General features: G+C 63.9%; 19 protein-coding genes and 1 pseudogene. 9 read left to right on the forward strand and 11 right to left on the reverse strand.

Translation table 11 applies throughout. From position 1 onward, the window contains the following. Positions 1 to 124 precede the first annotated feature (124 nt). Complete coding sequence (locus ACH82I_RS09805) at positions 125 to 769, forward strand: TetR/AcrR family transcriptional regulator (protein ID WP_413332246.1); 645 nt, start codon at positions 125 to 127, stop codon at positions 767 to 769. Here ACH82I_RS09805 and ACH82I_RS09810 read toward each other — a convergent pair. After that, positions 719 to 1,666 carry a ketopantoate reductase family protein gene (locus ACH82I_RS09810; RefSeq protein WP_413332248.1) on the reverse strand — a complete coding sequence of 316 codons (948 nt, stop codon included), beginning with the start codon at positions 1,664 to 1,666 and terminating at the stop codon, positions 719 to 721. The genes ACH82I_RS09805 and ACH82I_RS09810 overlap by 51 nt on opposite strands. Before the next feature lie 127 nt (positions 1,667 to 1,793). Here ACH82I_RS09810 and ACH82I_RS09815 point away from each other — a divergent pair, with 127 nt between their 5' ends. Continuing rightward, a complete protein-coding gene (locus ACH82I_RS09815; RefSeq protein WP_413332250.1) occupies positions 1,794 to 2,525 on the forward strand; it encodes a TetR/AcrR family transcriptional regulator in 732 nt (243 codons plus the stop codon). A 3-nt stretch (positions 2,526 to 2,528) separates the two neighbouring features. Here the strand turns inward: ACH82I_RS09815 and ACH82I_RS09820 are convergent, their stop codons facing one another. Beyond that, entirely contained in the window at positions 2,529 to 3,380 is an 852-nt protein-coding gene (locus ACH82I_RS09820; RefSeq protein WP_413332252.1) for an aldo/keto reductase, read from the reverse strand. 116 nt (positions 3,381 to 3,496) lie between these two features. Between ACH82I_RS09820 and ACH82I_RS09825 the strand changes: the two genes are divergently transcribed. Continuing rightward, positions 3,497 to 4,309, forward strand: coding sequence for a hypothetical protein (locus ACH82I_RS09825; protein ID WP_413332254.1), 813 nt, complete (start codon positions 3,497 to 3,499; stop codon positions 4,307 to 4,309). On the opposite strand, the gene ACH82I_RS09830 is transcribed toward ACH82I_RS09825, so the two are convergent. Together ACH82I_RS09830 and ACH82I_RS09835 are read right to left on the reverse strand one after the other, a co-directional pair. Beyond that, positions 4,263 to 5,204, reverse strand: coding sequence for a phosphoglycerate dehydrogenase (locus tag ACH82I_RS09830; protein ID WP_413332256.1), 942 nt, complete (start codon positions 5,202 to 5,204; stop codon positions 4,263 to 4,265). The genes ACH82I_RS09825 and ACH82I_RS09830 overlap by 47 nt on opposite strands. A 91-nt stretch (positions 5,205 to 5,295) precedes the next feature. Further along, positions 5,296 to 5,691 (reverse strand): MmcQ/YjbR family DNA-binding protein, encoded by a 396-nt coding sequence (locus tag ACH82I_RS09835; RefSeq protein WP_230745310.1) that lies wholly within the window; start codon positions 5,689 to 5,691, stop codon positions 5,296 to 5,298. A 106-nt stretch (positions 5,692 to 5,797) separates the two neighbouring features. Between ACH82I_RS09835 and ACH82I_RS09840 the strand changes: the two genes are divergently transcribed. Then, the gene (locus ACH82I_RS09840) at positions 5,798 to 6,979 is read left to right on the forward strand and encodes an SLC13 family permease (protein ID WP_230745311.1); all 1,182 of its coding nucleotides are present in this window, start codon (positions 5,798 to 5,800) and stop codon (positions 6,977 to 6,979) included. A 137-nt stretch (positions 6,980 to 7,116) separates the two neighbouring features. Here ACH82I_RS09840 and ACH82I_RS09845 read toward each other — a convergent pair whose 3' ends face one another. The 3 genes from ACH82I_RS09845 to ACH82I_RS09855 are packed head-to-tail and all read right to left on the reverse strand — an operon-like array spanning position 7,117 to position 10,993. Then, positions 7,117 to 8,448 carry an enolase C-terminal domain-like protein gene (locus ACH82I_RS09845; protein ID WP_230745313.1) on the reverse strand — a complete coding sequence of 444 codons (1,332 nt, stop codon included), beginning with the start codon at positions 8,446 to 8,448 and terminating at the stop codon, positions 7,117 to 7,119. Positions 8,449 to 8,452: 4 nt separating this feature from the next. Continuing rightward, positions 8,453 to 10,039 carry an aldehyde dehydrogenase (NADP(+)) gene (locus ACH82I_RS09850; protein ID WP_413332258.1) on the reverse strand — a complete coding sequence of 529 codons (1,587 nt, stop codon included), beginning with the start codon at positions 10,037 to 10,039 and terminating at the stop codon, positions 8,453 to 8,455. Positions 10,040 to 10,045: 6 nt separating this feature from the next. Then, positions 10,046 to 10,993, reverse strand: a complete 948-nt coding sequence (locus tag ACH82I_RS09855) for a 5-dehydro-4-deoxyglucarate dehydratase (protein ID WP_230745317.1) — start codon at positions 10,991 to 10,993, stop codon at positions 10,046 to 10,048. A gap of 220 nt (positions 10,994 to 11,213) precedes the next feature. Between ACH82I_RS09855 and ACH82I_RS09860 the strand changes: the two genes are divergently transcribed. Genes ACH82I_RS09860 through ACH82I_RS09870 form a run of 3 tightly spaced genes read left to right on the forward strand, consistent with a single transcriptional unit; the run spans position 11,214 to position 14,982 of the window. Then, the gene (locus ACH82I_RS09860; RefSeq protein ID WP_413332260.1) at positions 11,214 to 12,338 is read left to right on the forward strand and encodes an L-talarate/galactarate dehydratase; all 1,125 of its coding nucleotides are present in this window, start codon (positions 11,214 to 11,216) and stop codon (positions 12,336 to 12,338) included. Between the two features lie 13 nt (positions 12,339 to 12,351). Continuing rightward, positions 12,352 to 13,638, forward strand: a complete 1,287-nt coding sequence (locus ACH82I_RS09865) for a glucarate dehydratase family protein (protein WP_230745320.1) — start codon at positions 12,352 to 12,354, stop codon at positions 13,636 to 13,638. A gap of 33 nt (positions 13,639 to 13,671) precedes the next feature. Then, positions 13,672 to 14,982, forward strand: coding sequence for an Nramp family divalent metal transporter (locus ACH82I_RS09870; RefSeq protein ID WP_413332263.1), 1,311 nt, complete (start codon positions 13,672 to 13,674; stop codon positions 14,980 to 14,982). Positions 14,983 to 15,397: 415 nt separating this feature from the next. On the opposite strand, the gene ACH82I_RS09875 is transcribed toward ACH82I_RS09870, so the two are convergent. Together ACH82I_RS09875 and ACH82I_RS09880 are read right to left on the reverse strand one after the other, a co-directional pair. Then, positions 15,398 to 15,808, reverse strand: coding sequence for a hypothetical protein (locus tag ACH82I_RS09875; RefSeq protein ID WP_230745324.1), 411 nt, complete (start codon positions 15,806 to 15,808; stop codon positions 15,398 to 15,400). Between the two features lie 163 nt (positions 15,809 to 15,971). After that, a complete protein-coding gene (locus tag ACH82I_RS09880; protein WP_230745326.1) occupies positions 15,972 to 16,703 on the reverse strand; it encodes a class I SAM-dependent methyltransferase in 732 nt (243 codons plus the stop codon). 135 nt (positions 16,704 to 16,838) lie between these two features. Between ACH82I_RS09880 and ACH82I_RS09885 the strand changes: the two genes are divergently transcribed. After that, a complete protein-coding gene (locus ACH82I_RS09885; protein WP_269067299.1) occupies positions 16,839 to 17,780 on the forward strand; it encodes a MerR family transcriptional regulator in 942 nt (313 codons plus the stop codon). A 549-nt stretch (positions 17,781 to 18,329) separates the two neighbouring features. Here ACH82I_RS09885 and ACH82I_RS09890 read toward each other — a convergent pair. After that, positions 18,330 to 22,493 carry a hypothetical protein gene (locus ACH82I_RS09890; RefSeq protein WP_413332265.1) on the reverse strand — a complete coding sequence of 1,388 codons (4,164 nt, stop codon included), beginning with the start codon at positions 22,491 to 22,493 and terminating at the stop codon, positions 18,330 to 18,332. Between the two features lie 728 nt (positions 22,494 to 23,221). Continuing rightward, positions 23,222 to 24,405 (reverse strand): annotated as a pseudogene (locus ACH82I_RS09895) (DDE-type integrase/transposase/recombinase). A 233-nt stretch (positions 24,406 to 24,638) separates the two neighbouring features. Between ACH82I_RS09895 and ACH82I_RS09900 the strand changes: the two are divergent. Next, a partial coding sequence (locus tag ACH82I_RS09900; RefSeq protein WP_413332267.1) for a hypothetical protein occupies positions 24,639 to 25,107 on the forward strand: 469 nt, incomplete at its 3' end.

The raw sequence follows: 25,107 nt of genomic DNA on the forward strand, positions 1-25,107 counted from the left end.
AGTTATTTTCCTAATGTGAAAATAATGGCGTAATGTGGCGTGGAGCACAACCCCTCGACCGAAATCTCATTGCGCAGTCGGTAACCTGAATACTCAGCAGCCGAACGAGGAGCGAGGAGGCGCAGTGGCGCGACCAATCACTCAAGCGCAACGTCGGGAGGATATCCTTCGGGCAGCGATCTCACTCGTCGGAGAGACGGATCTTGCGCAGCTGAGCCTCGCCCAGGTGGCAGACAGACTCGGTGTGACGACCAACGCAATCAGGTACTACTACTCCGACATCGAGAGCCTCACCGCCGAACTCGCGGCGCGTTCGAACACCCGATTCTACGAGGACCGCCTCGCGCTCATCGATACGATCGCCGATCACGAGAAGCGGCTGGAGGCCGTAATCGAGGCCGGATTGCCGACAGGTCCCGAAGACGCGGAATGGCGAGTCATCTGGATGGCGATTCTCGATGCAGGTTTCGACCTCAAGAACCGATCCGATGTTCAAGCCATCTACCACCGCCAAGTCGGACTCTATGAATCTCTCCTCGCGGCAGGTTCTCGCGCGGGCGACTTCGACCTGCAACAGGAAGCACGGGACATCGCGATGACCCTGATGTCGATGGAGGACTACCTGGGCTATCGTATTGCCGCTCGGGATCCGCTTGTATCCCGAAAGACGGCGCTGCATCTCATGAAGGACTTCGTTCGGGTCTCTGTCAGACCGCAGTCACTCGAACACGGGTTCCAGAGCGGTCAATCTCGGCACAGGGACTCCTAGGAGTCTCGCCTCGACGAGGACATCACGCGGATAGATGCTGGTCATCTCATAGTTGCCGTGGCCGCTTCCCATCGCCTGATCCATGAGATAGCCGAAGCCGCCGTCGCCGCCGAGGAGTCTGCGCAGACCGAAGCCGAGCAGACCGGCCGGGATCAGGCTCACTGCCTTGGCCCCCAGGCGCGGAGTGCCGCCCTTGGCTTCGAGGACGGGGATCATCTCCCGCACGTGCAGCATCGACTCCCGCACCGCGGAGGGTGATCCCACGAATTCGCGGAAGCCGCCGGAGCGGAGGATTCCGATCATGATGGCAGCGTCGAGGATGAAGTGGAACCACAGCCAACTCCGGAAGTCCGCCACTTCGGAGACCGAGAACCCGGCCGTAGTGAAGAGCTCGTGCACCGCCCTGTCACGCTCGGACGGCTTCTCACGATCGAGCAGACCCAGGAAGACGGTCTTGACCATGCCGCCGCGCAGGGTGCTGTCGAAGAATCCGCCGCCGGCACCGGGAAAGCCCCACACGATCTGGTCCTCGGAGATTCCGGCCACCGCCTGTGTGGGCTCGATCCAGATGTTGTTGAAGACGAGCACCGTCGCTTCTCCGACACGAGGGGCGAGGAATTCGACGGCGGTGGCCATCTGGTCGTGATTGACGCTGAGGATGATGAGGTCGTAGTCATGATCGGCGGTCAGCTCCTCGCGCATCGTGATCGGCCAGCGCCGCCTGACCTCGCGATCGCCGCGTCGGCGGCGGCCGTCCCTGATCTCGAGGTCGACGTGCGGGCCATAGTCGGCGGCCCGGCCCGGACGGACATAGAAGTCGACCTCGTGCCCGGCCGTCTCGAGCGCCCATGCGTACTGTGTGCCGATCACTCCGCGACCGAACATGAGAATCTTCATCTGCTTGCCTCTTCTCCGACCCATCGCCGGGTTTCGACCCACCCATCCTGATCTGGAAGGTGCTTTCCACTTAGGTTAAGGTCGAATGCGACCGGGTGATTCCGTTTCCGTGGAAGTGAGAGAAGATATGCCCGAGCAGTCTCAGATCGACGCCTCCCGCAGCACGAAACTTCGCTCGGATGCGGCACTCAACCGGCGGCGCATCCTCGCCGCCGCTACCGAGCTCTTCGCCGAACGCGGACTCGATGTGCCGATGAGTGCGATCGCCCGGCGGGCGGGAGTCGGCGTGGCCACGCTGTTCCGGCGGTTCCCTGACCGCGAGAGCCTCGTCGAAGAGGCCTTCGCCACGCAACTCGATCATTGCGAATCGGTGCTCTTCGAGGCGGTGTCCGACCCCGATCCGTGGAACGGCTTCCGCCGCTTCATCGAGGAGGTCTGTCGCATGCAGATCGAGGATCGCGGATTCACCGAGGCGTTCCTCTCGACCCGCGCCGCAGCCGAGGACTCCGAGATGCCAGAATCCGATTCCGGGCCCAATCCCAATCCCGACCCCGGGCCCGGGCACCGGCACGGCGTCGATGAGAAACGACGTGAGGCGGAGGTACAGTTCTCTCAGCTCGTCGACCGCGCGAAGCGGGCGGGAATGCTGCGGGAGGACTTCGCCGTCAGCGACCTGACGATGGTGTTGCTGGCCAATTCCGGTCTGAGTTCCGCATCGGGTCGGCACACACACGAACTCTCACAACGACTGGTCGCATTTCTGCTCTTCGCCTTCGGCACTGAGACCGCGCGAGCTCAGATCGCATTCCCGCCACCCAGCCGGATGGGGATCAGCGAGCTGTACTCCCCCACGACGTGACCCTCACATCTCTTCGTGGGTGAGCGGATCCCGGTCCTTCATCCGACCGCGCTCGAGTCCGGAGATCGCGGCCACCTCGGCGGGGGTGAGGTGGAAGCCGAAGACGTCGGCGTTGCTGCGCTGACGTTCCGGGTTCGCCGACTTCGGGATCGGCAGGCTGCCGATCTCGATGTGCCAACGCAGCACCACCTGGGCCGCTTCCACGCCGTGGGCGGCGGCCGCCTCGGCGATGGGGGCCTCGTCGAACAGTCCCTGGTCACGGTAGAGCGGTGACCAGGCTTCGGTCTGCACGCCGACTGACCGGTGGAACTCGATGAGCTTCTCCTGCGGGAAGTACGGATGGAGTTCGACCTGGTTGACGGCGGGAGTGACGCCGGTGACTTCGATGAGTTCGGCGAGCATCGCCTCGGTGAAGTTCGAGACGCCGATGGACTTCACCAGCCCGCGCTCGCGCAGTTCGATCAGCCCGCGCCAGGTGTCGATGTACTTGCCGACGCTGGGGTTGGGCCAGTGGATGAGGTGGAGGTCGAGGTAGTCGAGTCCGAGCCGGGCCAGCGATTCCTCGGTGCTCGCGATCGCCTCGTCGAAGCCGTGGTGACGGCCGGGGATCTTTGAGGTGACGAAGAGTTCGGACCGTTCGACCGGTGAGTTCGCGACGGCTTCGCCGACCTCGCGTTCGTTCTCGTAGTTGACCGCGGTGTCGAGGAGTCGGTAGCCGGAGTCGATGGCGCCGACGATCGCGTCGACGCCCTCCTGGCCCTTCATCGCGTAGATGCCGAGGCCGAGCTGCGGGATCGGACGGCCGTCGTTGAGGTCGAGAGTGGGGATGGCTGGGTTCTGCGCTGATGTCGACATATCCCCACCCTATGACCGCCGAGGTGGGGCTGGCCAGGGGGTGCACCGACTGTGAGGACCGCTGAAACTTCGTCGACCACGGGTTCTCACAACGCTTCTTGGGTTAGCGTTTGAGCATGAAGATGAGAGTGCGAGCCGTGGCGCAGGCGCCCCTTCGCTTCGCCCGGCGCCTATCACGCTGGCAGCCGGCGTTTCTGCTTCCGTGCGTCGGCTTGGCGCTCGCTCTGCTTCTCCACGTGGCGCAGTGGGTGACTTCGTGGATCTCGACGTCGGTGGCTCAGTCTCGCGGTGTTGCCGAGACTTGTTCTGATCTGATCGACGACTTCGGCGCCGATCCGGACGCGGTGGAACTCGTCGATCGCGCCCCTTTCGGTTTCACCTGCTTCGCCTCGACCCACGACGGCGGCTACTCGATGATCGAATACTCTGGGGTCACCTCGGCGATGTTCGTCATGTCGGCCGGGCTCGCGGCGCTGGGCTTCGCGGTCCTCCTCGGCGTACTGCTGGCGTTCACGGTGACCAGGCTGGTCACGTTGTACCGCTCGCCGTTCTCCGAACCCCGTCGGGATCGGTGGCCGCTACGCCTCATCGGGGTCGGGGGCTTCCTGCTTCCGCTGATGCTGCTCGGCCAGTATCTACAGTGGTATTCGGCGTCGAAGTCCGGTGGATTCGGGATCTGCCCGAGAGACGTCGGCGGCGAAGAGGTGTTGGGATTCTCCGTGACTGCCAGTTACCTGCTTCCCAGCCTCACCTGCAGCGGGGACACCGTCGGCGGTCAAGAGTTCTCCGTGACGCAGCACGGGTTCCCCTTCTACGGATTCCTCGCCGGGCTGATTCTGGTGGCGGTGGGGCTGGTTCTGCTCTTCGTTGTGAAACCGCTCCTCACACGACGAACCCGCGCGGTTCCCGCCCCTCAAGGACGTCGATGACTGCTTGGGCTGCGGCGATTCCGGCGCGTTCGCGCGCTTCGACGGTCTGCCCGGCAAGGTGGGAAGTGATGACGACGGAGTCCATGGTCCGCAGCGGGTTGCCTTCGATGATGGGTTCGCGCTCGAGGACGTCAAGTCCGGCACCGGCGATCTGCCCCGAGCGCAGGGCGCTGACCAGGGCAGTTTCGTCGACAAGTGAACCACGGGCGGTGTTGATGAGGACGGCCGTGTCCTTCATTGCCGCCAGGGTCTCGGCGTCGATGACCGGGGTGCCGGTGGCCCGGGCATGGAGGGTGAGGTAGTCGGCGGCTCTCACCGTCGTGTCGAAGTCCGCGAAGTCGATCCCGGAGGCGGGGTCGACGTCGGGGTGGCCTGTGGACACGAGAACCTGCATACCCAAAGCGGTGCCGAGTGCGGCCATCGCTCGGCCGCTGGGGCCATAGCCGATGACTCCGAGCGTCTTCCCTCGCAGTTCGGTCCCGGCTTCCCGCGGCCATCCGCCGGAGGCGACTCCGCTCAGTACGGTCGCGAGGCGGCGGGCGCTGGCGAGCATGAGGGCGAGTGTCATCTCGGCGACGGCGTGATGGTTGACCTCGGGAGTATTGCAGACTCGGATGCCGAGTTCGGCTGCGGCGTCGAGGTCGACGTTGTCGTAGCCGACTCCGGCGCGGGCGAGGACCTTGAGGTCGGTGGCGGCGGAGAGCATCTCGCGGGTGACCGGCTCACTTGCGGCGATCGCTCCGCCGGCTCCGGTGAAGAGTGTTCGCTTCTCCTCGTCTGTGCGACCGCCTCCTGTCGGCGAGTAGACCGGCTCGAGACCGCGCTCACGCAGCATCGTGTCGACGGTGTCGCCCGAGTGGAGGTAGTCGGTGGTGATGACGATGCGTGAGCTCATGGATCCGACCTTACCGGTGGCGGGTTGGTCTCAGGGTGATGTTCCGCGTGGTGGTGTGGATACCGATCCCGACGCATCGCTTACCCGAGCCTCACTCCCCCGCCGACACCTGCCGGACCAACCTCGCCGAGGCGGTGTTCCGGTACGAATCGACGATGAGTTCCCGCAGCTCCTCATCGTCCAGCCCTGACACTTCGAGGCCGATCCACCCGGTCGGACCGAGATACATGGGAACGAAGGAGTCCGGTCGCTCGAGCATCACCTCGGCGTCCATGGGATCGAGGAGGACGAGAACGGAGTGAGGGTGCTGTTCGATCTCGCCGGTCACGTGCTTGCGTGCACCCCCGTAGTAGGCGAAGACCTTCTTCGTAAAGAAGGTCGGGCGACCGTGCGAGACCTTCTCCATGGCCTCGGGCAGGCTCAGCGCGATCGCCCGCAGCCGGGCGAGCACCGGATCGTCGTCATCGAACATCTGCGGATGCGCCATGGTTCCAAGGTACGCCGTCGCCCCGAGGATGGTGCGGCGCGCGGGGAACACCGCAGACGACAGACGGCGGATGGTGCCTCGCGCGGCCCCGGCGTACCCTGCACATGTGAGTGATTCCGTGTCCGGTCCGACGCGGCGGCACTGGATCCGGATCATCACGGGGATCCTCGCGGCCGCGGCGCTCCTTGTCGTGGTCGCCGGTCTGGTGCCCGGTCCGCAGCTCGGCGAGCTGGCAGCGACCACCGGGCCGGTTCTCGCCTTCGTTTTGGGGGTGACGATCGTCGCCGAACTCGCGAGCTTGGCCGGGGTCTTCACCGTCCTCGCCTCGCACCTCGCGGCCTGGGGTCGGGGTCGTGTGATCCTGCTGTGGTCGCTCGTGCTCGTCATGATCGTGCTCATCACGGCCTTCATGTCACTCGACACCACGGCCGTCCTCGTCACCCCGATCGTCGTCGTCCTCGCCCGCCGGGTCGGCCTCTCTCCCCTGCCCTTCGCCCTGGCCACCGTGTGGCTGGCGAACACAGCGTCCCTGTTCCTCCCGGTCTCCAATCTGACGAACCTCATCGCCGCCGATACCTTCGGGCCGCACCCGGGTGATTTCACCTCCGCCCTGTGGGCCCCGACCCTGACTGCCGTGGTCATCACCGTCGCTGCGCTCTCGATCATCTACCGCAGGTCCCTGACCGGCAGGTACACGGTGACCGCCCCCGCCGAGGTGGCTGACCGTCCGCTTCTCATCGTCGGCATGATCGTCGTTGGCCTGCTCGTGCCACTGCTGATCTCGGGCGCGGACGTGGCCATCGTCGCCGGAGGCGCCGCGCTCGTTCTGTTGGCGGCGTTCGCGATCCGCAGGCCCCGAGTGCTCAGCCCGAGCCTCGTCCCGTGGCGCACTCTGGTGTTCGCGGCGAGCCTCTTCGTCCTCGTCGAGGCCGCCCACGCCCACGGATTCGGGACGCTGCTGGCCTCGGCGAGCGGCACAGGTGAGGACCTCGGCAGCCTGCTGCAGGTGGCGGCGGTCGGCGCACTGGGTGCGAACGCGGTGAACAATCTGCCGGCATTCCTCGCACTCACCCCGATCGCCGAGTCCCCGCTGCGCATGGGCGCCCTGCTCATCGGCGTCAACCTGGCCCCGCTGATCTCACCGTGGGCATCGCTGGCGACCCTGCTGTGGCATCAGCGGCTGACGAGTCTCGACGTGGACATCTCTTGGCGTCGCTACGCCCGGTTCGGACTGCTCCTCGTCATCGTCCTCGTGCCCGCCTGCGTGCTCGCACTCTGGGTGAGTTGAAGCGGGCGGCGTTCGCGGGTGGCCGGGCCGCTCTGCACCGATTCAGTCAGGATGCACCGGTTGCAACCGGTGCATCCTGACTCATTCAGTGCACTTCTCGGGCGCGGAGGCGGTCAGCAGGCTGCACCGCACGCGTCTCACCGGACCAGGCAGGGTCGTTTCGCGTCGAAGGACCATCCGGGGACCAGGTACTGCATGGCCACCGAATCGTCGCGCGATCCCAGACCGTGTTCGACGTAGAGTTCGTGGGCCGCGGCCAGTTTGTCCTCGTCGATCGTCACGCCGAGGCCCGGTGTCTGCGGTACAGCGATCTCGCCGTCGACGATCCGCAGCGGCTCGGTTGTCAGCTCCTGACCGTCCTGCCAGATCCAGTGGGTGTCGAGCGCGGTGATCTCGCCTGGGGCGGCGGCACCGACATGGGTGAACATGGCCAGGGAGACATCGAAGTGGTTGTTCGAGTGCGAACCCCAGGTGAGACCGAAGTCGTGGCACATCTGGGAGACTCGGTGAGAGCCGGACATCGTCCAGAAGTGCGGATCGGCCAAGGGGATGTCGACAGATGACTCACGGATCGCGTGGGCCATCTCCCGCCAGTCCGTGGCGATCATGTTCGTCGCCGTCCGCAGCCCGGTGGCACGACGGAACTCGGCCATCACTTCGCGCCCGGAGAAGCGACCCTCGGGGCCGCAGGGATCCTCGGCGTAGGCGACGACGCCGTTGAGTGCATGCCCATAGCGGATGGCGTCCTCGAGCAGCCAGCCGCCATTGGGGTCGAGGGTGATCCGAGCGTCCGGGAAGCGCTCGGCGAGCGCGGTGACGGTGTCGACCTCACGGTCGCCGGCGAGCACACCTCCCTTGAGCTTGAAGTCCTTGAACCCGTATTTCTCGGCAGCCGCCTCGGCGAGGGTGACGATCGATTCCGGGGTCAGCGCCTCTTCGCGACGCAGCCGATCCCAGCCGGTAGCCTCAGGCTCACGCAGGTAGTCGAGATCGGTGGCGTCCGGGTTGCCGACGTAGAAGAGATACCCGAGCATCGGCACGGCGTCTCGCTGCTGGCCTGCGGCGAGCAGGTCTGCCACCGGCAGCCCGAGGAACTGTCCGAGGAGGTCGAGTAGCGCGGACTCGAGCGCGGCGGTCGCGTGCACGCCGACGCGCAGATCGAAGGTCTGGTTGCCTCGGCCTCCGGCGTCGACTGCGGCGAACTTCCCGTGCAGCTCGGACACGATCCGATTGACCAGAGCCACCGGGCGACCGATCAGCTCTCCTCCGGCCTCTTCGATTGCTGACTTGATGTTCTCTCCGCCGGGAACCTCACCGAGCCCCGTCCGTCCATCGCTGTCGGTGACGAGAACGATGTTGCGGGTGAAGTAGGGCCCGTGTGCCCCGGAGAGGTTGAGCAGCATCGAGTCGCGCCCGGCCACGGGGACGACGCGAACGGCGGCGATGGTCGGTCGAACCGTTTCGCCCATGTCTCTATCTCACCTTTCCGTCGATCATCTGCACGACCGACCAGGGGTTCTCATCCTGCACCGGCTCGGGCAGCAGCGAGGCGGGAATCGCCTGATACGCGACCGGCCGGAGGAACCTGTCGATGGCGAGGCTGCCCACCGAGGTTGTCGCCGGAGCCGAGGTCGCCGGGAACGGCCCGCCGTGGACCATCGCGTGTCCGACCTCGACTCCCGTCGGCCATCCGTTGAAGAGGATTCGACCGCAGAGGTCTTCAAGTGTGGGAAGCAGTCGGCCTGCCGCCTCGTGGTCGGACTTTGCAGCGTGAATGGTCGTCGTCAGCTGTCCTTCGACGTCTGCGAGTGTGGCCGCAAGCTCGTCGACATCGGCATAGCGGACGAGCAGAGATGCGGCACCGAAGATCTCCTCGCTGAGCACACTGTTCGAGCTCAGCGCGGCCGCCGAGGCGGTGAACACGACAGGTGCGGGAGCATTGGCTTCCTGACCCGGCTGGCCCTGGGCCACCTCGGTGACGTCGTCCTGAGCGGCGAGCTTCGAAACCCCTCGGTCGAACGCCTCGGCGATCGAGGGGGTGAGCATCGTCTGCCCGGACTGCTCGCGCAGCAGTTCGGCCGTGGCGGCGACGAATGCGTCGCCGGCGGCTCCGGTCGGAACCAGCACCAGCCCGGGGGCTGTGCACAGCTGACCGCTCGATCCGGTCAGCGACGTGACGAACTGCGCGGCGAGCCCCTGGGCTCCGGTCCCCTCGTCGCCCAGTGCGCCTTCGAGGAGGATCACCGGGTTGATCGAGCTCATCTCGGCATAGACGGGGATGGGCACGGGACGAGCAGCCGCGGTGGCGGCGAGTGCGAGTCCGCCGGTGCGCGAACCGGTGAATCCGATGGCCGCGATGCGCGGGTCAGCGGCCAGCTGCTGACCGACGGAGGAGCCCGGCCCGTAGACGAGCGAGAAGACTCCGCTGTCGATCCCGGTCTCTTCGGCGGCTCGGGCGATTGCCCGGCCGACGATTTCGCCGGTGCCCGGGTGCGCATTGTGGGCCTTGACGATCACGGGGCAGCCTGCGGCCAGAGCCGAGGCGGTGTCGCCGCCGGCAACGGAGAAGGCCAGGGGGAAGTTGCTGGCTCCGAAGACGACGACGGGTCCCAGCGGAACTCGGCGCTGCCGGATGTCGAGTCGCGGCGCAGGGGTCCGGTCGGGAAGGGCCGGGTCGATGCGGGCACCGTGGTGGTTCCCGGTGCGGACCACCTCGGCGAAGAGGCGCAGCTGTCCGACGGTGCGGCCGACCTCTCCGGTCAGCCGTGCCTGCGGAAGCCCGGTCTCGGACATCGCCCGCTCGACCAGCGGTTCCCGGACCGCTTCGATGTTCGCGGCGATCGCGTCGAGGAAGCGGCTTCTGGCCTCGGGGGTCGTGCTGCGATATGAGGAGAAGGCCGCGGCCGCCGCCGCGATCGCCTCATCGACCTGAGTGGAGTCGAGGAAACTGTAGTCGGGGGCGAGCTTCTCCCCTGTGGAGGGGTCGACGGCCCGTGTGGAGCCGCCGTTGCCGGCGAGCTGGGCGCCGGCGATGAGGGACTGGCCGGTGAGTTCTGTCATTGGCGATCAGGCTCCGATCTTCTCGGCTGTGGCGGGACGGATTCCGGCGGCGTCGATGAGCGCGCCGAGGTCAGCGATGTCCTTTTCGCTGAGGTCGGTCAGCGGTGGTCGCACTGGTCCGCTGTCGTGTCCGATGGCCTTGAGGCCGCCCTTGACGATGGAGACGCCGAATCCCTTTCCGCGATCGCGGATGTCGAGGTAGGGCAGGACGAAGCGATTGAGCTTCTCCGTGACCGCAGTGCGATTCTGTTCTCGCACATCGGCATAGAAGTCGAGAGCGAACTCGGGGACGAAGTTGAACATCGCCGAGGAGTAGGTGCTCATCCCCAACTGGAGGAGCGGGAGGGCGAAGGTCTCGGCCGTCGGCAGCCCGCCGAGGTAGAAGAGGCGGTCGCCGTTCTTCGCATAGACCTTGGTCAGGTGCTCGATGTCGCCGATGGCGTCCTTGAAGCCGATGAAGTTCGCATGGTTGTCGGCGAGGCGGGCGACGGTTTCGGCGGAGTAGATCGCGTTGGCGCGGTTGTAGACGATGACGCCGATGTTCGTCGCTTCGCAGATCGCGGCGACGTGGCGGTAGAGGCCGTCCTGATCGCATTCGGTGAGGTAGGGCGGGAGCACCAGGACACCTTCGGCCCCGGCCGCTTCCGCGTCCTTGACGTTGCGCACCGCCTGCACGGTCGGTCCCGCCGCGGATGCCAGGACCGGTACTTCGGGCCGGGATTCGGCGACGGCCAGGGAGACCACTCGGGCTGCTTCGTCGGGGCTCAGGCTGAAGCCCTCACCGGTGCCGCCGGCTGCGAACAGGCCGGCAACCTCGTAGCTGGACTGCCAGGCGATGTGGTCACGGTAGCGATCCTCGTCAATGCTGAGGTCCGAGTTGAAGGCCGTGGCGGGGAACGAGAGCAGACCGTTCTTCAGATGTGTCGCCAGTTCCTGAGGGGAGAATTGGGCCATGGTGCTTCCTTTTCTGACATCTTCGATTGAGGTGATTCGGAAGTGACTCTAGGGTCCTCTGTGATGCCTGTCTAAGCCCCATTCGATATCAGTTCATGCATTAAAGGTATTGGCCTCTGCGGGCGAACACGTATGTCATGGTGTCGGCACACGACTCGTTCGGGCACCGCCGATTGCCGTGACGAGATCGACTTCGAATCGGCATTTCTGAGGAGCACATATGGCGTACCATCCCGATGCGATCACGTCGATCACCCTGTCATCGATCCGACTGCCCTTGGAGGTGCCGATCTCGGATGCCAAGGTCTTCACCGGGCGGCAGAAGCCGATGACCGAGGTGGCGATGCTCTTCGCCGAGATCACGACCGCAGAGGGGAACTCGGGGATCGGCTTCAGCTACTCGAAGCGCGCCGGCGGTCCCGCCCAGTACGCCCACGCCAAGGAGATCGCCGAGGCGGCCCTCGGCGAGGATCCCAACGACATCGCCAAGCTCTACACGAAGCTGCTGTGGGCGGGGGCCTCGGTCGGTCGCTCAGGACTGGCCACCCAGGCGCTCGCCGCCATCGACATCGCCCTCTACGACCTCAAGGCCAAGCGCGCGGATCTCCCCCTGGCCAAGTTCCTCGGCAGCCACCGGGATTCGGTCCGGACGTACAACACCTCCGGCGGCTTCCTCAACGCCTCCATCGACGAGGTGAAGGACCGTGCGTCGAAATCGCTTGCCGACGGCATCGGCGGAATCAAGATCAAGGTCGGCCTGCCCGACAGCGCAGAGGACATTCGACGCGTGAGCGCGGTGCGCGAGCACATCGGCGATGCACCGCTGATGGTCGATGCCAATCAGCAATGGGACCGAGCTACCGCTCTGCGCATGGGGCGGGCCTTCGATGACCTCGACCTCGTCTGGATCGAGGAACCCCTCGATGCCTATGACGTGGAGGGACATGCCCGACTGACCCGCACCCTGGACACCCCGATCGCCACCGGTGAGATGCTCAGCTCCGTCGCCGAGCACCGTGCACTCATCGATGCCCGGGCCTGCGACATCGTCCAGCCCGATGCGCCGCGAGTCGGCGGCATCACGCAATTCATGCGCCTGCTCACGCTGGCCGATGAGGCGGCACTCGACATCGCCCCGCATTTCGCGATGGAGATCCACCTTCATCTGGCCGTGTGCTACCCGCGGGAGACCTGGGTCGAGCACTTCGATTGGCTCGACCCGCTGTTCAACGAGCGGCTTGAGACCAAGGACGGTCGGATGATCGTGCCCGACCGCCCCGGTCTGGGAATCACGCTCAGTGATCAAGCGCGTGCCTGGACAGTCGAGACCGTGACGATCGGCTGAGGACAACACTGCAATGACAGGAACACCGACCTCACGCGAGCGCATCGTCGATATCTCCATCACCCCGGTGGCCTTCGCCGACCCGCCCCTGCTCAATGCGGTGGGAGTCCATGAGCCCTTCGCCATCCGCACCATCGTCGAAGTCATCACCGACTCCGGCACCTACGGACTTGGCGAGACATACGGCGATGAGGCTCACCAGGCGCGACTGACCCTCGCAGCCGAGGCACTCATCGGCACGGACATCTTCGACATCAACCACGCGCGCACCAGAGTCGACGAGGCTCTGGCCAAGGATTCCAGCGCCGGTGGGCACGGGATGAGCGGAATGATCACCGATTCCTCCACTCTCGATCGTGTCTTCTCACCGTTCGAGGTGGCACTCCTCGATCTGCAGGGCAAGAAACTCGGTCTGCCCGTCTCCGAGCTTCTCGGCGGTCGCGTGCGCGAGCGGGTCGACTTCAGCGGCTACCTGTTCTACAAATGGGCCGGGCATCCGGGACATGCCGATGACCGGTGGGGTGAGGCTCTCGATCCCGCCGGCATCGTCCGGCAGGCCGAGAAGATGGTCTCCGAATACGGATTCAGGGCTCTCAAGCTCAAAGGAGGCGTCTTCGCCCCGGATCAGGAAGCGGAAGCCATCGAGGCTCTTGCGACCCGATTCCCCGAGGTGCCGCTGCGAATCGACCCCAATGCCGCCTGGACGGTCGAGACGTCGAACCGCGTTGCCGAGCGTCTGGCCTCAACGCTCGAATACCTCGAGGACCCGACGCCGGGTATCACGGGGATGGCCGAGGTCCGCTCCTCGGCCTCCATGCCGCTGGCGACGAACATGTGCGTCGTCGCCTTCGCTCAGCTGCCGGAGGCGATCGCGGCAGGCAGCATCGACATCATCCTCTCCGATCACCATTTCTGGGGAGGGCTGCGCAGGTCGAGCATGCTGGCAGGCATCGCCGAGACCTTCGGAATGTCTTTGTCGATGCATTCGAATTCGCACCTGGGCATCAGCCTCGCGGCCATGCTCCATTTGGCCGGGTCGACTCAGAACATCGACTTCGCCTGCGACACCCATTGGCCGTGGAAGAACCCCGAGGACGATGTCGTCGCCGGTGCCCCGTTCCACTTCGAAGGCGGAAGCCTGGAGGTGCCGAAAGCACCCGGGCTGGGCGTGGAGCTGAACCGAGACAGACTCGCCGCCCTGCACCAGCGCTACCTCGACTGCGGAATCAGAAATCGCGACGACACCGGCTACATGCAGAAGCTCGACCCTGACTACCAGGCACTGGCTCCGCGCTGGTGATCTGACCGGACCCGCCGAAAGGATCCAATACATATGAGTTCCCCGAGCAACGATGCTCAGACCGAGACAGACACCGGCGCAGGCGCCCCGAGAAAGAGAGGAATCCTCGGAAGCCTCCGCGAATTCGGCCCCGGCATCATCGCCGTCCTCGCGATGATGGGGGCCGGGGATCTCGTCACCGCCTCGGTGTCGGGGTCGAACTACGGCTACAACCTCATGTGGCTGCTTGCCGCCTCCCTGCTCATCCGATTCGTCATCGTCAACATCATGGGCCGCTATCAGGTCCTCAACCTGAAGAACCAGTCGATCATCGAGGGCTACAACGATGTCGCCCGCTGGTACCCCTGGGCCATCGGCATCGCCGCACTCATCAGCGGTCACCTGCTCAACGGCTATATGGTTCGCGGTGCCGGCGAGGCTCTGGCGAAGATCATCACCATCGGCGATCCGTTCCTCTGGTCATGTGTCCTCGTCGTCGCCAGCATCTTCGTGATCGGCAAGAACGTCTACAAGACGATCGAGAACATCATGAAGCTGCTCCTGGCCATGATGACGGTGGTGTTCCTCGGACTTGCGATCTACAGTGTTCCCGATGTCGGTGAGATCGTTCGCGGCACCATCGGGTTCGGAATCCCCGACAACACCGGAGCGATCGGCGTCTTCGCCGTGGCATTGTCATTGATCGGAGCAGTCGCCGGCTCGATGGCGAACTTCCTCTACCCCTATTACGTTCGCGACAAGGGCTGGAGAGGCATCGGCTACAAGAAGCTCCAGCGCAACGACATCCTGTTCGGGATTTCGTCTGCCATCGTCATCAGCCTCTCGATCTGGGTCGTCGGTGCCGAGATCCTGCGGCCGAACGGCATTGAGGTCACCAACCTCGATGACATCTCCCAAGCGCTGTCGATACACCTCGGAACCATCGGCGGAATCGTCTTCTATCTCGGCGCGTTCGGAATCCTCTACAGCAGCGTCGTCGGCTTCGCCAACGGCTTCCCCAAAGTCATCGTCGACTGCATGCACATCGTGCGGCCCGCCCGGCGCGAACGCTACGGAAGCCGCCTCGAGGACGATCCGAGCTTCAAGTGGCTCAGCCTCTTCATCCTCATCTCGCCGATCATCTGGGCATTTCCGGGCATGCCGGGCTTCGTCACCATGGCGGTCTTCGTCACCGGGCTGCAGGCGATCATCGTGCCGCTGGTTGCTGTCGGTCTGCTCATCCTCGCCAACAGGAAGAGCAATTTCGGGGAGCACCGAGCGAACATCTTCGAGAACATCGTCCTCGTGCTCACCACCCTGCTGACGATCTGGGTGACCATCCAGGTCGTCATCGGCTGGTTCTGAGCTCAGGCTCCCTGCGTCGCCGCATCGTGGCGCAGGGAGCCGCTATCACCGTCGCCGGGGCGACGCTGCCACTCGCAGCGTCGCCCCATGCCCCACCAGAATGCTCATGACACGAACTCCTTCTCCTGCCGCTTGATCTTCGAGCGGCCGAACACCTTGCTGATGATCGGCAGAAGCAGGCATAGGCAGCTCACCGAGATGCTTGCGCACCGGGGCCTGTCGACCGTGCGGATCGCTTCCCGAAACGTCAGCTCAAATACAGCCAGTCAGATCCCTCGGTCGCTGGGTACCCCCGGGACCGACCCGGCTCTCTAGGTTGTTCCTCTGTGCTGTTCTTATCGCTGTTTGTCGCGATCCTGCATGGAGAGAGCAGACGGCACCACTTCGCTCGAGCACCGCGCGGTGCCGATCGCGATCAGAGCACCGAGAGCGCGTAACTGAATCGGTCTGTCGCGAGGTCGAGGAGAATCCAGAGCAGTCCGAGGCCGGACGCGATCCCGCCCATCGCCATCGCGGACGTGGCCATTCTCGACGTGCCTGCGGCTCGAGGGGCCCGGCGTCTGCCGATGAGGCCGAGGACGAGAGCGACACCCCCGAGCACGAACGGCGCGACGCTCGTGAGCACGAGCCCTGGCAGCAGGTGCTGGGCATCGTAGGGAGGGCCGCCCTCCGACGAAGCCCCGAGGCCGGAGAGACCGTCGAGGACCACGAAGACGAACCCTGGGAACCAGACGACCACCGCCGCGATCGCAAAGAGCAGCGCGGCGATGCTCGTCGCTCGACCGCTCGCCTGGGGGCGAGTCACTTCGGTTGCCTGCTGCATCATGCGACCAGTCTCCCACCCGGGAGTGGATGCACGCTTCTCTCGGTCGCTCGACTACGATTTCATCCGCGCATCGGGCGAGAAGTACGAGCCCGACCCGTGGGACGCGACGCCTGAGTGCATCTATCCGTGCGGGCATCTGGTCGCCCGGGTCCCCGGTAGAGGCTCAGGATTCGAGGGCGAAGAAGAGGAAACCCGGCGATGTCGATAAGTGGGCAAAGTCCTCGGGATGACGATTGCGGGCCTCCGGCAGGGGCTGCGGTTCGGTGATGGTCCTGATGAGGAACCCCGCCGAGGCGAAGGCATCGAGCATCTCCTGCAGCGACCTGCGCCAGAACCGCATCGGAACGCGCCGACCGCCGAACTCCCAGTCGAACTCGTAGCTGGTGGTGGCGAAATAGTCCGGACGAGGCTCGCGGATCGTATAGGCGATGATGGGGTGGTCGACGGAGACGAGCAGACGACCGCCAGGCCGCAGAACCCTGCGTAGCTCGGCCAGCGCCGGTTCCCAGTCCTCCAGATAGTGCAGAACCAGTGAGGCGATCGCATCGTCGAACATGCCGTCGTCGAAGGGCAGTGGATCGTTGAGGTCGACCCGATACAGTTCGATATCCTCACCGAGGCGCAGCCTGGCCAAGGCGAGCATCCCGGCGCTGGCATCGATGCCCGTGACGGAGGCGCCGCGCTCACGCAGAGCCTCGGACAGGGCTCCCGAACCGCAGCCGACATCGAGGATGCTGCGGCCGGCCACCTCTCCGGCCAGGGCGAGCATGGCGGGGCGTTCGTGGTAGGCGTTGGCGAGACTGCCGTCGTTCTCTTTGGCGTAGGCCTCTGCGAAGGCATCGTAGTCGTTCGCATCCAGTTGGCTGGGCCCGGTCTTTCCGCTCGTCTCATCCATACTCCCAGGCTAATTGCGGTTCCCGGGAAGTCAGCTCAGACGATGCGAAAGCAGTGGAAGCGCCGCGAGACGGTCACCTGCAAGAGTTGACCTTGACCCGCAGGGCAAGGTCTAACGTTCTTCTCGGAGGTGACGATGCGAATCGGAGAGGCTGCCCGGAGGGCCGGTGTGACGGTGAAAGCCGTGCGCTACTACGAGCGTCTGGGGCTGTTGAGTCCCGAGCGCAACGCGAACGGCTACCGGGACTACGGCGAGGACCACGTGCGGATCCTCGCAGAGATCCACGATCTGTCCGCCGCCGGGATCAGCGTCCGGGCCACACGCCCGTTCGTCGAGTGTCTGAAGCTCGGTAGCGAGCACAGCGACGACTGCGTGTCGTCTTTGGCGGAGTACCGCCGCAGCATCAACGAGATCGACCGTCTCGTCGCCTCGCTCACCGCCCATCGTGCGCGGCTGGTCGCACGGCTTGATCAGAGCGCCGCACGCGGATTCGACAAGGAGAAGAACACGATGACTGACTACACGACCCTCCCCGATGGCCTGCCGGTTCCCGAGGATGATGGGGCCGCCGATCACTTGCCCGGAACCGCCATACCGGACCTGACTCTGCCGAGCAGCGACGGCGGCAGCATTAAGCTTGGCAACCTCGGACCAGGCAGGGTTGTCATCTATCTGTACCCTCTCACCGGCCGTCCTGGTGTGGATCTGCCGGACGGCTGGGATTCGATCCCCGGAGCGCGCGGCTGTTCGACGGAGGCCTGCAACTTCCGCGACCACTTCGACGATCTGAAGTCAGCGGGGGCAGAGCTGGTCTACGGACTTTCGAGTCAGGACCCCGTCTACCAGGCCGAAGTCGTCGACCGTCTGCGGCTACCTTTCCCGATGATCTCCGACGAGGCGTTCGCCCTGGGCAAGGTGCTGAACCTGCCGACGTTCTCCGCCCCAAGTCGCGAGAGTCTCTACGCGCGTCTGACATTGATCATCCGCGATGGCGTGATCGAGCACGTCTTCTACCCGATCTTCCCGCCGAATGAGCATGCCGGGCAAGTGTTGGAGTGGTTGCGCGGGAACGGGTGAGGTATTGGGGCGAGAGGTGCCCATGGAAATTGAACCTGCGATCCCTTGGAGGCTCCGGACAGTTTCCGGTCTCCGCCGATCGTCTCGGGAACTCGCGGATTCCCTTGCGTTTACAGGGAACCGGGCGGTTCGCTTGGGTTGCTTGTAGTCGATTGGTAGCGATCTGTGGCGGCTGATTGGGATGAGTAAGCAATGGCCACGATTCCTCCGTTACGGCGTCCACAACGTAGTCTTCGCTGCAATGCCCCTTACATTTTCTCGAGAAAAGCCGTGCTTGATCTGGCATTCATACGCCGCCGCCACGAGCGAAGGCCGGACGGGCCTCGATAGCTGAGTTCGACGACGTTCGCTGCAGTGTTTCGAGCATCCACGACAACGCCCCGGGACCCCGCCGTTCACGTGCGATGAGAGCGACGACATGCCCCGTTTCACTTTCGACCTGGAGTCTTAGTCAGCCGCGATCACGGCCGGACACCGCGTCGATTAGACTGCCAGAGCCGAGCGATCCGGCCGACGGGTGCCATCCTTGCTGTCCGTGCGATCGAGTTCTCAGGCTCCTCGCCGAAGCGAAGCGTCGAGGACTACGACGGCAACTTTTCCTCCTGCCACCGCCGCGGCGTCATCCAGTTGAGCACGTAGATCGTCTATGCCAGCAAAACGAGCTGCGGTGCTCCGACGCCGATCAGAACTGTCAGCCCATGGTTCTTGGTCGAACCAAACGACGATGTAGATGCCGTATTCGGTTTGGAAGTCTGCCATGTAGCGCTCGACGAGCTGGCTGCTGATCGAATCAATTGCTCCGGCGTTCCAGACCCCCTTCACCTCACCGGGAATCTTCACGGAGGTCGTCCCCTCTAGTGCGGCGTTTGTCGGGATGGCTTCGAAGCGGAGGTCGGTACGTTCGGGCAGCCCGGACAGCTTGATACGGCGAACCTGGACTTCGCGGTTGACGACCGCACCCGCATGGCCGAGCCTGTTGTTCAGTTCGATGGCCAGGTAGTCGGAGATCTCCTCTTCGGTCTTGGGCCGCGCCGCGTACGTATCCCATAAGAGCGGAGCAGATGGAGTGTCGCACTGGAGGCGGGCCTGGATACCTTCCAGGGCCAGGAGTACGGCGTTCTGAAGGTCAGCGTCCGTGCGCATCAATCGCACTGATTGATTAGCTGCAAGTTGATCCAGCTCGTGCGGGTTGAGCGGCTGCCAGGACTGATCACGGAGGGTCCGCTTGGCATCGATCAGGACTCGCTTCAGCCAAGGCTCCTCCGGCAGGGCATCGCAAATTTCCTGGATGGCTCGAACGGCGCTGGTGGTGCCTCTAAGCCGGAGTCTTTCGAGCAGCGCATCGCGCCAGTTTGCAAGAGCCTCCCGCGGGCCGACCCAGTGAACATCGTCGGACTGTGGGTCCTCTGCAGGAGGGAAGAGCTCGCGGAGGTGGAGGTACAGGTCGCCAAGGCCGGCGTCATCTAGGTCGGGCATCTTGCGGTCGTGGGCGAAACGGTTCGCGAGGAACACCTTCTTGATGAACTCCGGATCGGTTTCCAGCAGCGTCCGTAGGCGTGGCCATCCGGCTGTGGGGGCGTGTAGGAGCAGCCTCATGGCCGCATCTGCCGCACGATCGGGGTTATTGGTCCGCTCCGTGTCGCCGATCCAGCTGAGCAGCGCGGGTTCGACCAGACTTATCCACCCGCCTGTGAGAAGGGAATCGAGCAGGCTGTCTCGGGTTTCCTTGGCTGTCGCCCTATCCAGCCTTGAGGTCAACTCGCTGGCGAGGCCTTCCGACATGAGCGCGGCCAACTCGGTTGTTGCGAAGACGTGCTTCTGCTCGGCAATGTCACGGTCGATGAGTGTAAGCAGTGTCGAGACCATCTCGGGGCGCGCGTGCTTGGCGGCCAATTCGATCAGAGTGGTCTTGTCGTCCGGGTTGGCGCCGTTAACCGTACCGGTCCAAGCGATGATGATCGGAGCCCATTCCTGCCAGACAGCGGGCGGGAGAGCGGCGAGCGTGGCAGGTCGTTCTCGGAGCAGGAGTACCAGGGCGCGGTAGCCCGCCCGCGCGGGGTGGAAGATGACATCTTTGGCCAACCAGCGATCAGGTTCGCACCGTCCGTCGCGCAGATAGTTGGCCGATGCCGCAATGAGGTCGGTCTGCGTGGTCGCGGGGAGGGTCTTCCATCGTGGATGAGCGGTGAGGTCAGGCTGAAACTCGTTCATGAATCGCTGCGCGCCGGGTCGTACCGCCACCAGGCGCACGGCGCACCAGTACGCCTCGACGTCGCCGCTGAGAGCGCGCTGCGCGAGCGTGGCGATCTTTGGGTTGACCCAGGAGTCCGTCGTCTCGGCTGCTTTCCGTTCCTCTAGCTCCCTTCGACGGTCGGCCCACTGAGCCCATTGAGCGCGTGCCTGGGCCGCCTCCGGTGAGGAGAGCAGCACTACACGGCGCCAGGAGCTGAAGACTTCCGCCGCCGGGTCAGTGTCCGACAGGCTCAGCACCAGGTCGCTGTGTGCCACGAGCTCTGGTCGGATCAGGTAGTGCATCGCGGTGGCGATGTTGGTGCGAAGAGTCCCGTCGGCAGCTCCATATTGATCGATGAGCCATTCAAGATCGGCCTCCGAGAGCAGACGTAGCCCGTGATTCGACAGGTGATCGCACATGGCCCAGGTCTGTTCCTCAGTTGCCTCGGCCAGGAGCACGAGCGCTATTTCTCGTCGCTGGTCGTCGTTTAGCTCTGGAGCCTGGTCGAACGTATGCTCGCCGAACAGCGGCTCGTAGTCTTCCGCGTGTTGAAACGCCACGTGTCGCAGCGCCTGGCGAGCGCGCAGGTCGTCGAGGTGGCGGATGCACAAGCCAGTGACGGCGTTGACCAGGTCCGCGAACCGGCTGTCGTTGAGCTTGTCAGTGTTCGAGAGAAGCCAGTCGCAAGCCGGCGTCAGATCTGCGTCCGTCAGCGCCGCGGCGAAGTGGTTTACGAACATGGAGTACATGCCAATGAAGTTGCGGGGATGACGTGGGCCAAGCAACGCGAAGACATCTGCAGTGGTGATGGCGTGCGGCCAAGAGGCCATCAATACTGCGCCCTCGAGCTCATGGTGAATAGGACTGCTCTCCTCGCGGCTTGTTCCGGATGACTTGAGTAACCCGACCAGTGCCCTGCTTGGGCTTTCCTCAGAGAGGTCACGCACATTCAGCGCTGCCGATACCCGCAGACTCACCTCGGCTGTCGGGTCCAGCGCGAGGGCGACTAAGTCTGGGACAAGCTCAGTGAGTAGGCATTGGCGAGCGATGCGCAGGGCGAGTCGTCGGGCTTCGTCACTTTGGTCCGAGAGCGCTTGACGAACCTGAATAGCCAGCCCTGAGTGGCCAAGTCCGGTCAAGTCGAGGTTGTACTCGTCGTAGAATGTGCCGGCGCGCGCCTCTGTGAAGAGCGCGTCGACCAGCTCGGCCCTTAGCGCCTCCTCCGGGATGTCTGCGTTCTGAAGAAATGCCTGGGGGTCGTGGGTGATGAAGCAGCGGAACCGAGTCGGCATCATTGCGACTAGCCATGCGGCGACCGACCGCACTCGCGGGTAGATCTGCCCGTCGTCGGCGAACAGTAGAGACTCGATCTGCTGGTCACCGAGCGAGCTTTCAATCATCCACCGCACCGTCAGGTAGTCGGCGAATGTTGCATGTGCCCATCCCAGCCGAGACTCACCGTTGCCCGTGAACAGACCCGTTCGCAGTGTCGTATCAACGACTTCCGAGGAGGTCGCGTGCGCCTGTGCGACGAAACCCGTTGGCAGGCACTCGTCGACGGTGATCGTGGCGTCTTCAGCCTCGGCGATGTGGCCTATCCAGATTGACGGCCGACCCCCGAAGGTCGAGATCGCCGCAATTCGCGATGCAACCCTGAGTCTTTCGGTGGCGCTGCCCGCGGCGAAGCCTGCGCCGTGCCGCATCGGATTCATCTCGTCGGCCAATGCCAGAAGACCCTTGTCATACAGCTCTGAGGCGCTTTGCGGGAGCCCTCCGGCGGGGTCGATCGAGGCGCGCAGCAGATTCAGTGTCAACGGTCGCGCAGCAAGTGGTACAACACGGGCGGCTTCAACCGCTGTCAAGACGCCGATCGGATCAACGCCGGCTGCTCGAAGGAGCGTTGCGGCGTCGTCGCGTCGTAGCGGCAGCAGCTCCCGAACCTGGACGCCTTCTTTGCCAAACCCTTCCTCCAGCACCTCCCGCAGGAATGCTGGCCAGCTCGCAGTTCGGCACGCGACCCGCAGGTATAGCCGAGAGCAGTCGCATTGGTTGAGAAAGTCGACGAGAAGGCGCGGCAGAGTCTCAATGCGGTCATGTGCCTCGTCGAAACCGTCAAGGCTCAGGCACAGCTCGCCGCGTCCCCTGCTCCACACCGTGAGCTCGGCGCTCTCGAAGACACGGGCCACTAGCCGCTCTTCGCTGCTGAAGGATCCCAAGTCAAAATGCTGAACCGGAATGCCCGGATCGGGCTGGAACTCGCGTCCCCCGTTGAGCGCACTGGTCTTGCCTATGCCGGGCTCACCTAACAACACAAGGCACCGAGCACTAGCAAGATCTCGGGTGGGAGATATGCGAGGGTTAATCGAATAAAACGCACCAGCGGAAGGCTCGGCCAGCCAGCCCTCCTGTGTCAGCTCGTAGGACTCGCCAGAGGCGGCCCAGAATCGCTCGAGGCTGACGAAAGCACCGGAACGTTTCATACCTGACTCCTATATCCCAGGCCGGCTCACCCAAAATCGAGCATCAATCCTATGCCACAGCGTCAACCGGTATAAGACTGAATATTAGTCGTCGCAGAGATCCTCGAACGGACATCTCGGGTTCGAGTCCGCAGCACGTCTTATCATCGTGCTTGGGACATCTGCCAACGTTCGTATCTGTTGCGAACCGCTCACTGAGCGCTTATGCCGTGCGGCAGAGTCGATCCGCTACTATCGCAACGCGGTCCAGACGCTCACCAACTACGACTATCTAAGACTGGCGTGATCAGACTCGATGTATGCGCTCGTTGCGGCACTCGCGACGACGTCCAGTTACTAGAGTCAGAGATTGCACGTGGTCTTCGCTGCCATCCCTTCCTACATTTCTCCTTCACTATCAGCAGTTTGAACAGGACTTTCCAGAGCAACCTCCTTTATCGTCGATACCCGCAGCGTCAAATACACGCCTGCCCATTACGACGTCCACATCTCTAACGGCGTACCTGACCCGATGGACCGGATCTCGAGGCACATCGTCTAACTAGATTTGTCGCTGACGACGCAGCGTGGAAGCTCCTTCAAAGCGCACCCAATGACGAGGCATGTTCAGTCGTCTCCCTGCTCTGAGATCGCGTTAGACACTCACACTATATGCCGGCTGTTGAAGCCTCGCTCCAGGCGGCTGTTAGTTAAGGGGACTGTTGCAATGAGAGGTGCCAATCGGGGTGTCACGCTGCGAGTGCAGGTGACTCACTAAGTGCCTTGTACTCGATTGGTGTCAAACGACCCGACCGGGTTTTCCGACGACGCCGGTGACACATCCCCTCGATCCAGGTCAAGATCGCGATTCTCAACTGGTCCCGACTCACCCACCGGCGACGGTCGAGCACGTTCTTCTGCACCAGAACGAAGAACGATTCCATAGCCGCGCTATCGCCGGCCGCGCTGACTCGTCCCATCGACCCGGCCAGGCCGTGACGGGCCAGTGCCCGCGTAAACTTCTTCGACCGGTTGAATACGGCTTGCGACTCCCTGCCGCTTTGTACCACCCATTCGGCCACATCGCCACCGCTACGTGCAACGGTCATCTCGAGGGCTACGAAAGCCAAACGCGCCTTCATCCGGGCCCCAATGGAGTAGCCGACTATCCTCGACGAGCAAACGTCCTTGATCGCGCACATGTAAGCTCGCCCTCATTCGTGTGACGCTCCGTTATATCGGCGAGCCGGAGCTGATTCGGGCCATCAGCTCCGAACTCGTGCCTGCGTCGTCCGTCGGCGTCGACAACCGCACACAGATCGCCGTGGACAGGCAGACCGGGCTTCTTCCCGTTCTTGCCCGGCCCTTGCCGAAGGCGGAGAACTAAATATAGGCCGAACACAGCCACCACGCGGAGCGCACCGCCATCGGTTGCCCACTCGCTTCGACTTCGTCGGCGAAGTACCGGTACGCAAACTCAGGGCCATCACGGTGGACATCGAAGAGAGCGTTGGCCCAATACGCCTCGACGACGTCAGCTTCGGGGGTCGACGTTGCCAGCCACCGGTAGTAGGGCTGGCGAGAGAGCTTGAGTACCCGGCATGTCATTGCGACGGAATCCCATTGGCGGCGAGCTCTCTCACGAGCGGGTAGAGCCTTTTGACGGCAGGTTTGCCCGCGACAGATAGGCGGTAGCACGGTGCAGCATCACGTTCTCCTGCTCAAGCAGACGGGTGCGCCGTCTGAGTTCTCGCAGTTCGGCGGACTCGTCACTGGTGAAACCGGGTTTATTGCCGACATTGATCTCGGCTTTCCGAAGCCGTTTCACGATGGTGCTTTCGTGGACTCCGAAGTCCTTCGCGATCTGGACAATCGTGGTGTCTTTGTCCCGGCCCAGTGCGACGCGGAATTCTTTCGGGTAGGGCTGTGGCATGATGTTCATCCTTCCAGGCTTGCCTGTGTACAAGCCGGATCAGATATCACCAAACCCTGTATCCGTCCCGATCTCCTTCAATCAACTAGGATCGCCGCTACCAACTTGATGTCCGGGTGCAACTAGGGACAGCGAAGCAGCCCCGGAGTCCAGTGGCGGAAAGCGAAAGGCCCTGGATTACATCTGGTCTATATTTGGTGTCATGAGATGCCACCACGACACATCAAACTTTCATGTCTGATGCTGAGGATCCTACGGAAGCAGTTACGCCTGACGACTGCAATACGACGAAACGAAGTAAACCTCCCAATCATCCCGTCGCTAGGGCGCCCCAAGAGGCGCCGGCCGAAGAAACTACCGAGCTGACTGGGCTCGCCAGCGATTTGGTTTCGAACGAACTGAAAAAGGCGCTTGCGGATGCAGCGAAGGAGGCGGTGGGCAGGACCGACATCCGCACGGCGCTCCAAGACGCCATACGCAAACAAACCACCAGCCTCAGCGCCTTCGGCCCGACGGGGCTAGACGACGCCGTCCACAATGCACTCACGGACGCAGCGAAGCAAGCAGTAGGCAGAATCGACACCCGCACGGCGCTCCAAGACACCATACGCAAACAAACCACCAGCCTCAGCGCCTTCGGCCCGACGGGGCTAGACGACGCCGTCCACAATGCACTCACGGACGCAGCGAAGCAAGCAGTAG

The sequence above is a fragment of the Brevibacterium sp. GP-SGM9 genome, from assembly GCF_047300845.1.
Taxonomy (GTDB): Bacteria; Actinomycetota; Actinomycetes; order Actinomycetales; family Brevibacteriaceae; genus Brevibacterium.

Coding starts and splice junctions, on each gene's coding strand:
- ACH82I_RS09885 (WP_269067299.1), top strand. CDS start 16,839: ATGCGAATCGGAGAGGCTGCCCGGAGGGCCGGTGTGACGGTGAAAGCC.
- ACH82I_RS09820 (WP_413332252.1), bottom strand. CDS start 3,380: ATGTCGACATCAGCGCAGAACCCAGCCATCCCCACTCTCGACCTCAAC.
- ACH82I_RS09880 (WP_230745326.1), bottom strand. CDS start 16,703: ATGGATGAGACGAGCGGAAAGACCGGGCCCAGCCAACTGGATGCGAAC.
- ACH82I_RS09870 (WP_413332263.1), top strand. CDS start 13,672: ATGAGTTCCCCGAGCAACGATGCTCAGACCGAGACAGACACCGGCGCA.
- ACH82I_RS09875 (WP_230745324.1), bottom strand. CDS start 15,808: ATGATGCAGCAGGCAACCGAAGTGACTCGCCCCCAGGCGAGCGGTCGA.
- ACH82I_RS09865 (WP_230745320.1), top strand. CDS start 12,352: ATGACAGGAACACCGACCTCACGCGAGCGCATCGTCGATATCTCCATC.
- ACH82I_RS09890 (WP_413332265.1), bottom strand. CDS start 22,493: ATGAAACGTTCCGGTGCTTTCGTCAGCCTCGAGCGATTCTGGGCCGCC.
- ACH82I_RS09850 (WP_413332258.1), bottom strand. CDS start 10,039: ATGACAGAACTCACCGGCCAGTCCCTCATCGCCGGCGCCCAGCTCGCC.
- ACH82I_RS09845 (WP_230745313.1), bottom strand. CDS start 8,448: ATGGGCGAAACGGTTCGACCGACCATCGCCGCCGTTCGCGTCGTCCCC.
- ACH82I_RS09835 (WP_230745310.1), bottom strand. CDS start 5,691: ATGGCGCATCCGCAGATGTTCGATGACGACGATCCGGTGCTCGCCCGG.
- ACH82I_RS09825 (WP_413332254.1), top strand. CDS start 3,497: ATGAAGATGAGAGTGCGAGCCGTGGCGCAGGCGCCCCTTCGCTTCGCC.
- ACH82I_RS09810 (WP_413332248.1), bottom strand. CDS start 1,666: ATGAAGATTCTCATGTTCGGTCGCGGAGTGATCGGCACACAGTACGCA.
- ACH82I_RS09855 (WP_230745317.1), bottom strand. CDS start 10,993: ATGGCCCAATTCTCCCCTCAGGAACTGGCGACACATCTGAAGAACGGT.
- ACH82I_RS09830 (WP_413332256.1), bottom strand. CDS start 5,204: ATGAGCTCACGCATCGTCATCACCACCGACTACCTCCACTCGGGCGAC.
- ACH82I_RS09860 (WP_413332260.1), top strand. CDS start 11,214: ATGGCGTACCATCCCGATGCGATCACGTCGATCACCCTGTCATCGATC.
- ACH82I_RS09815 (WP_413332250.1), top strand. CDS start 1,794: ATGCCCGAGCAGTCTCAGATCGACGCCTCCCGCAGCACGAAACTTCGC.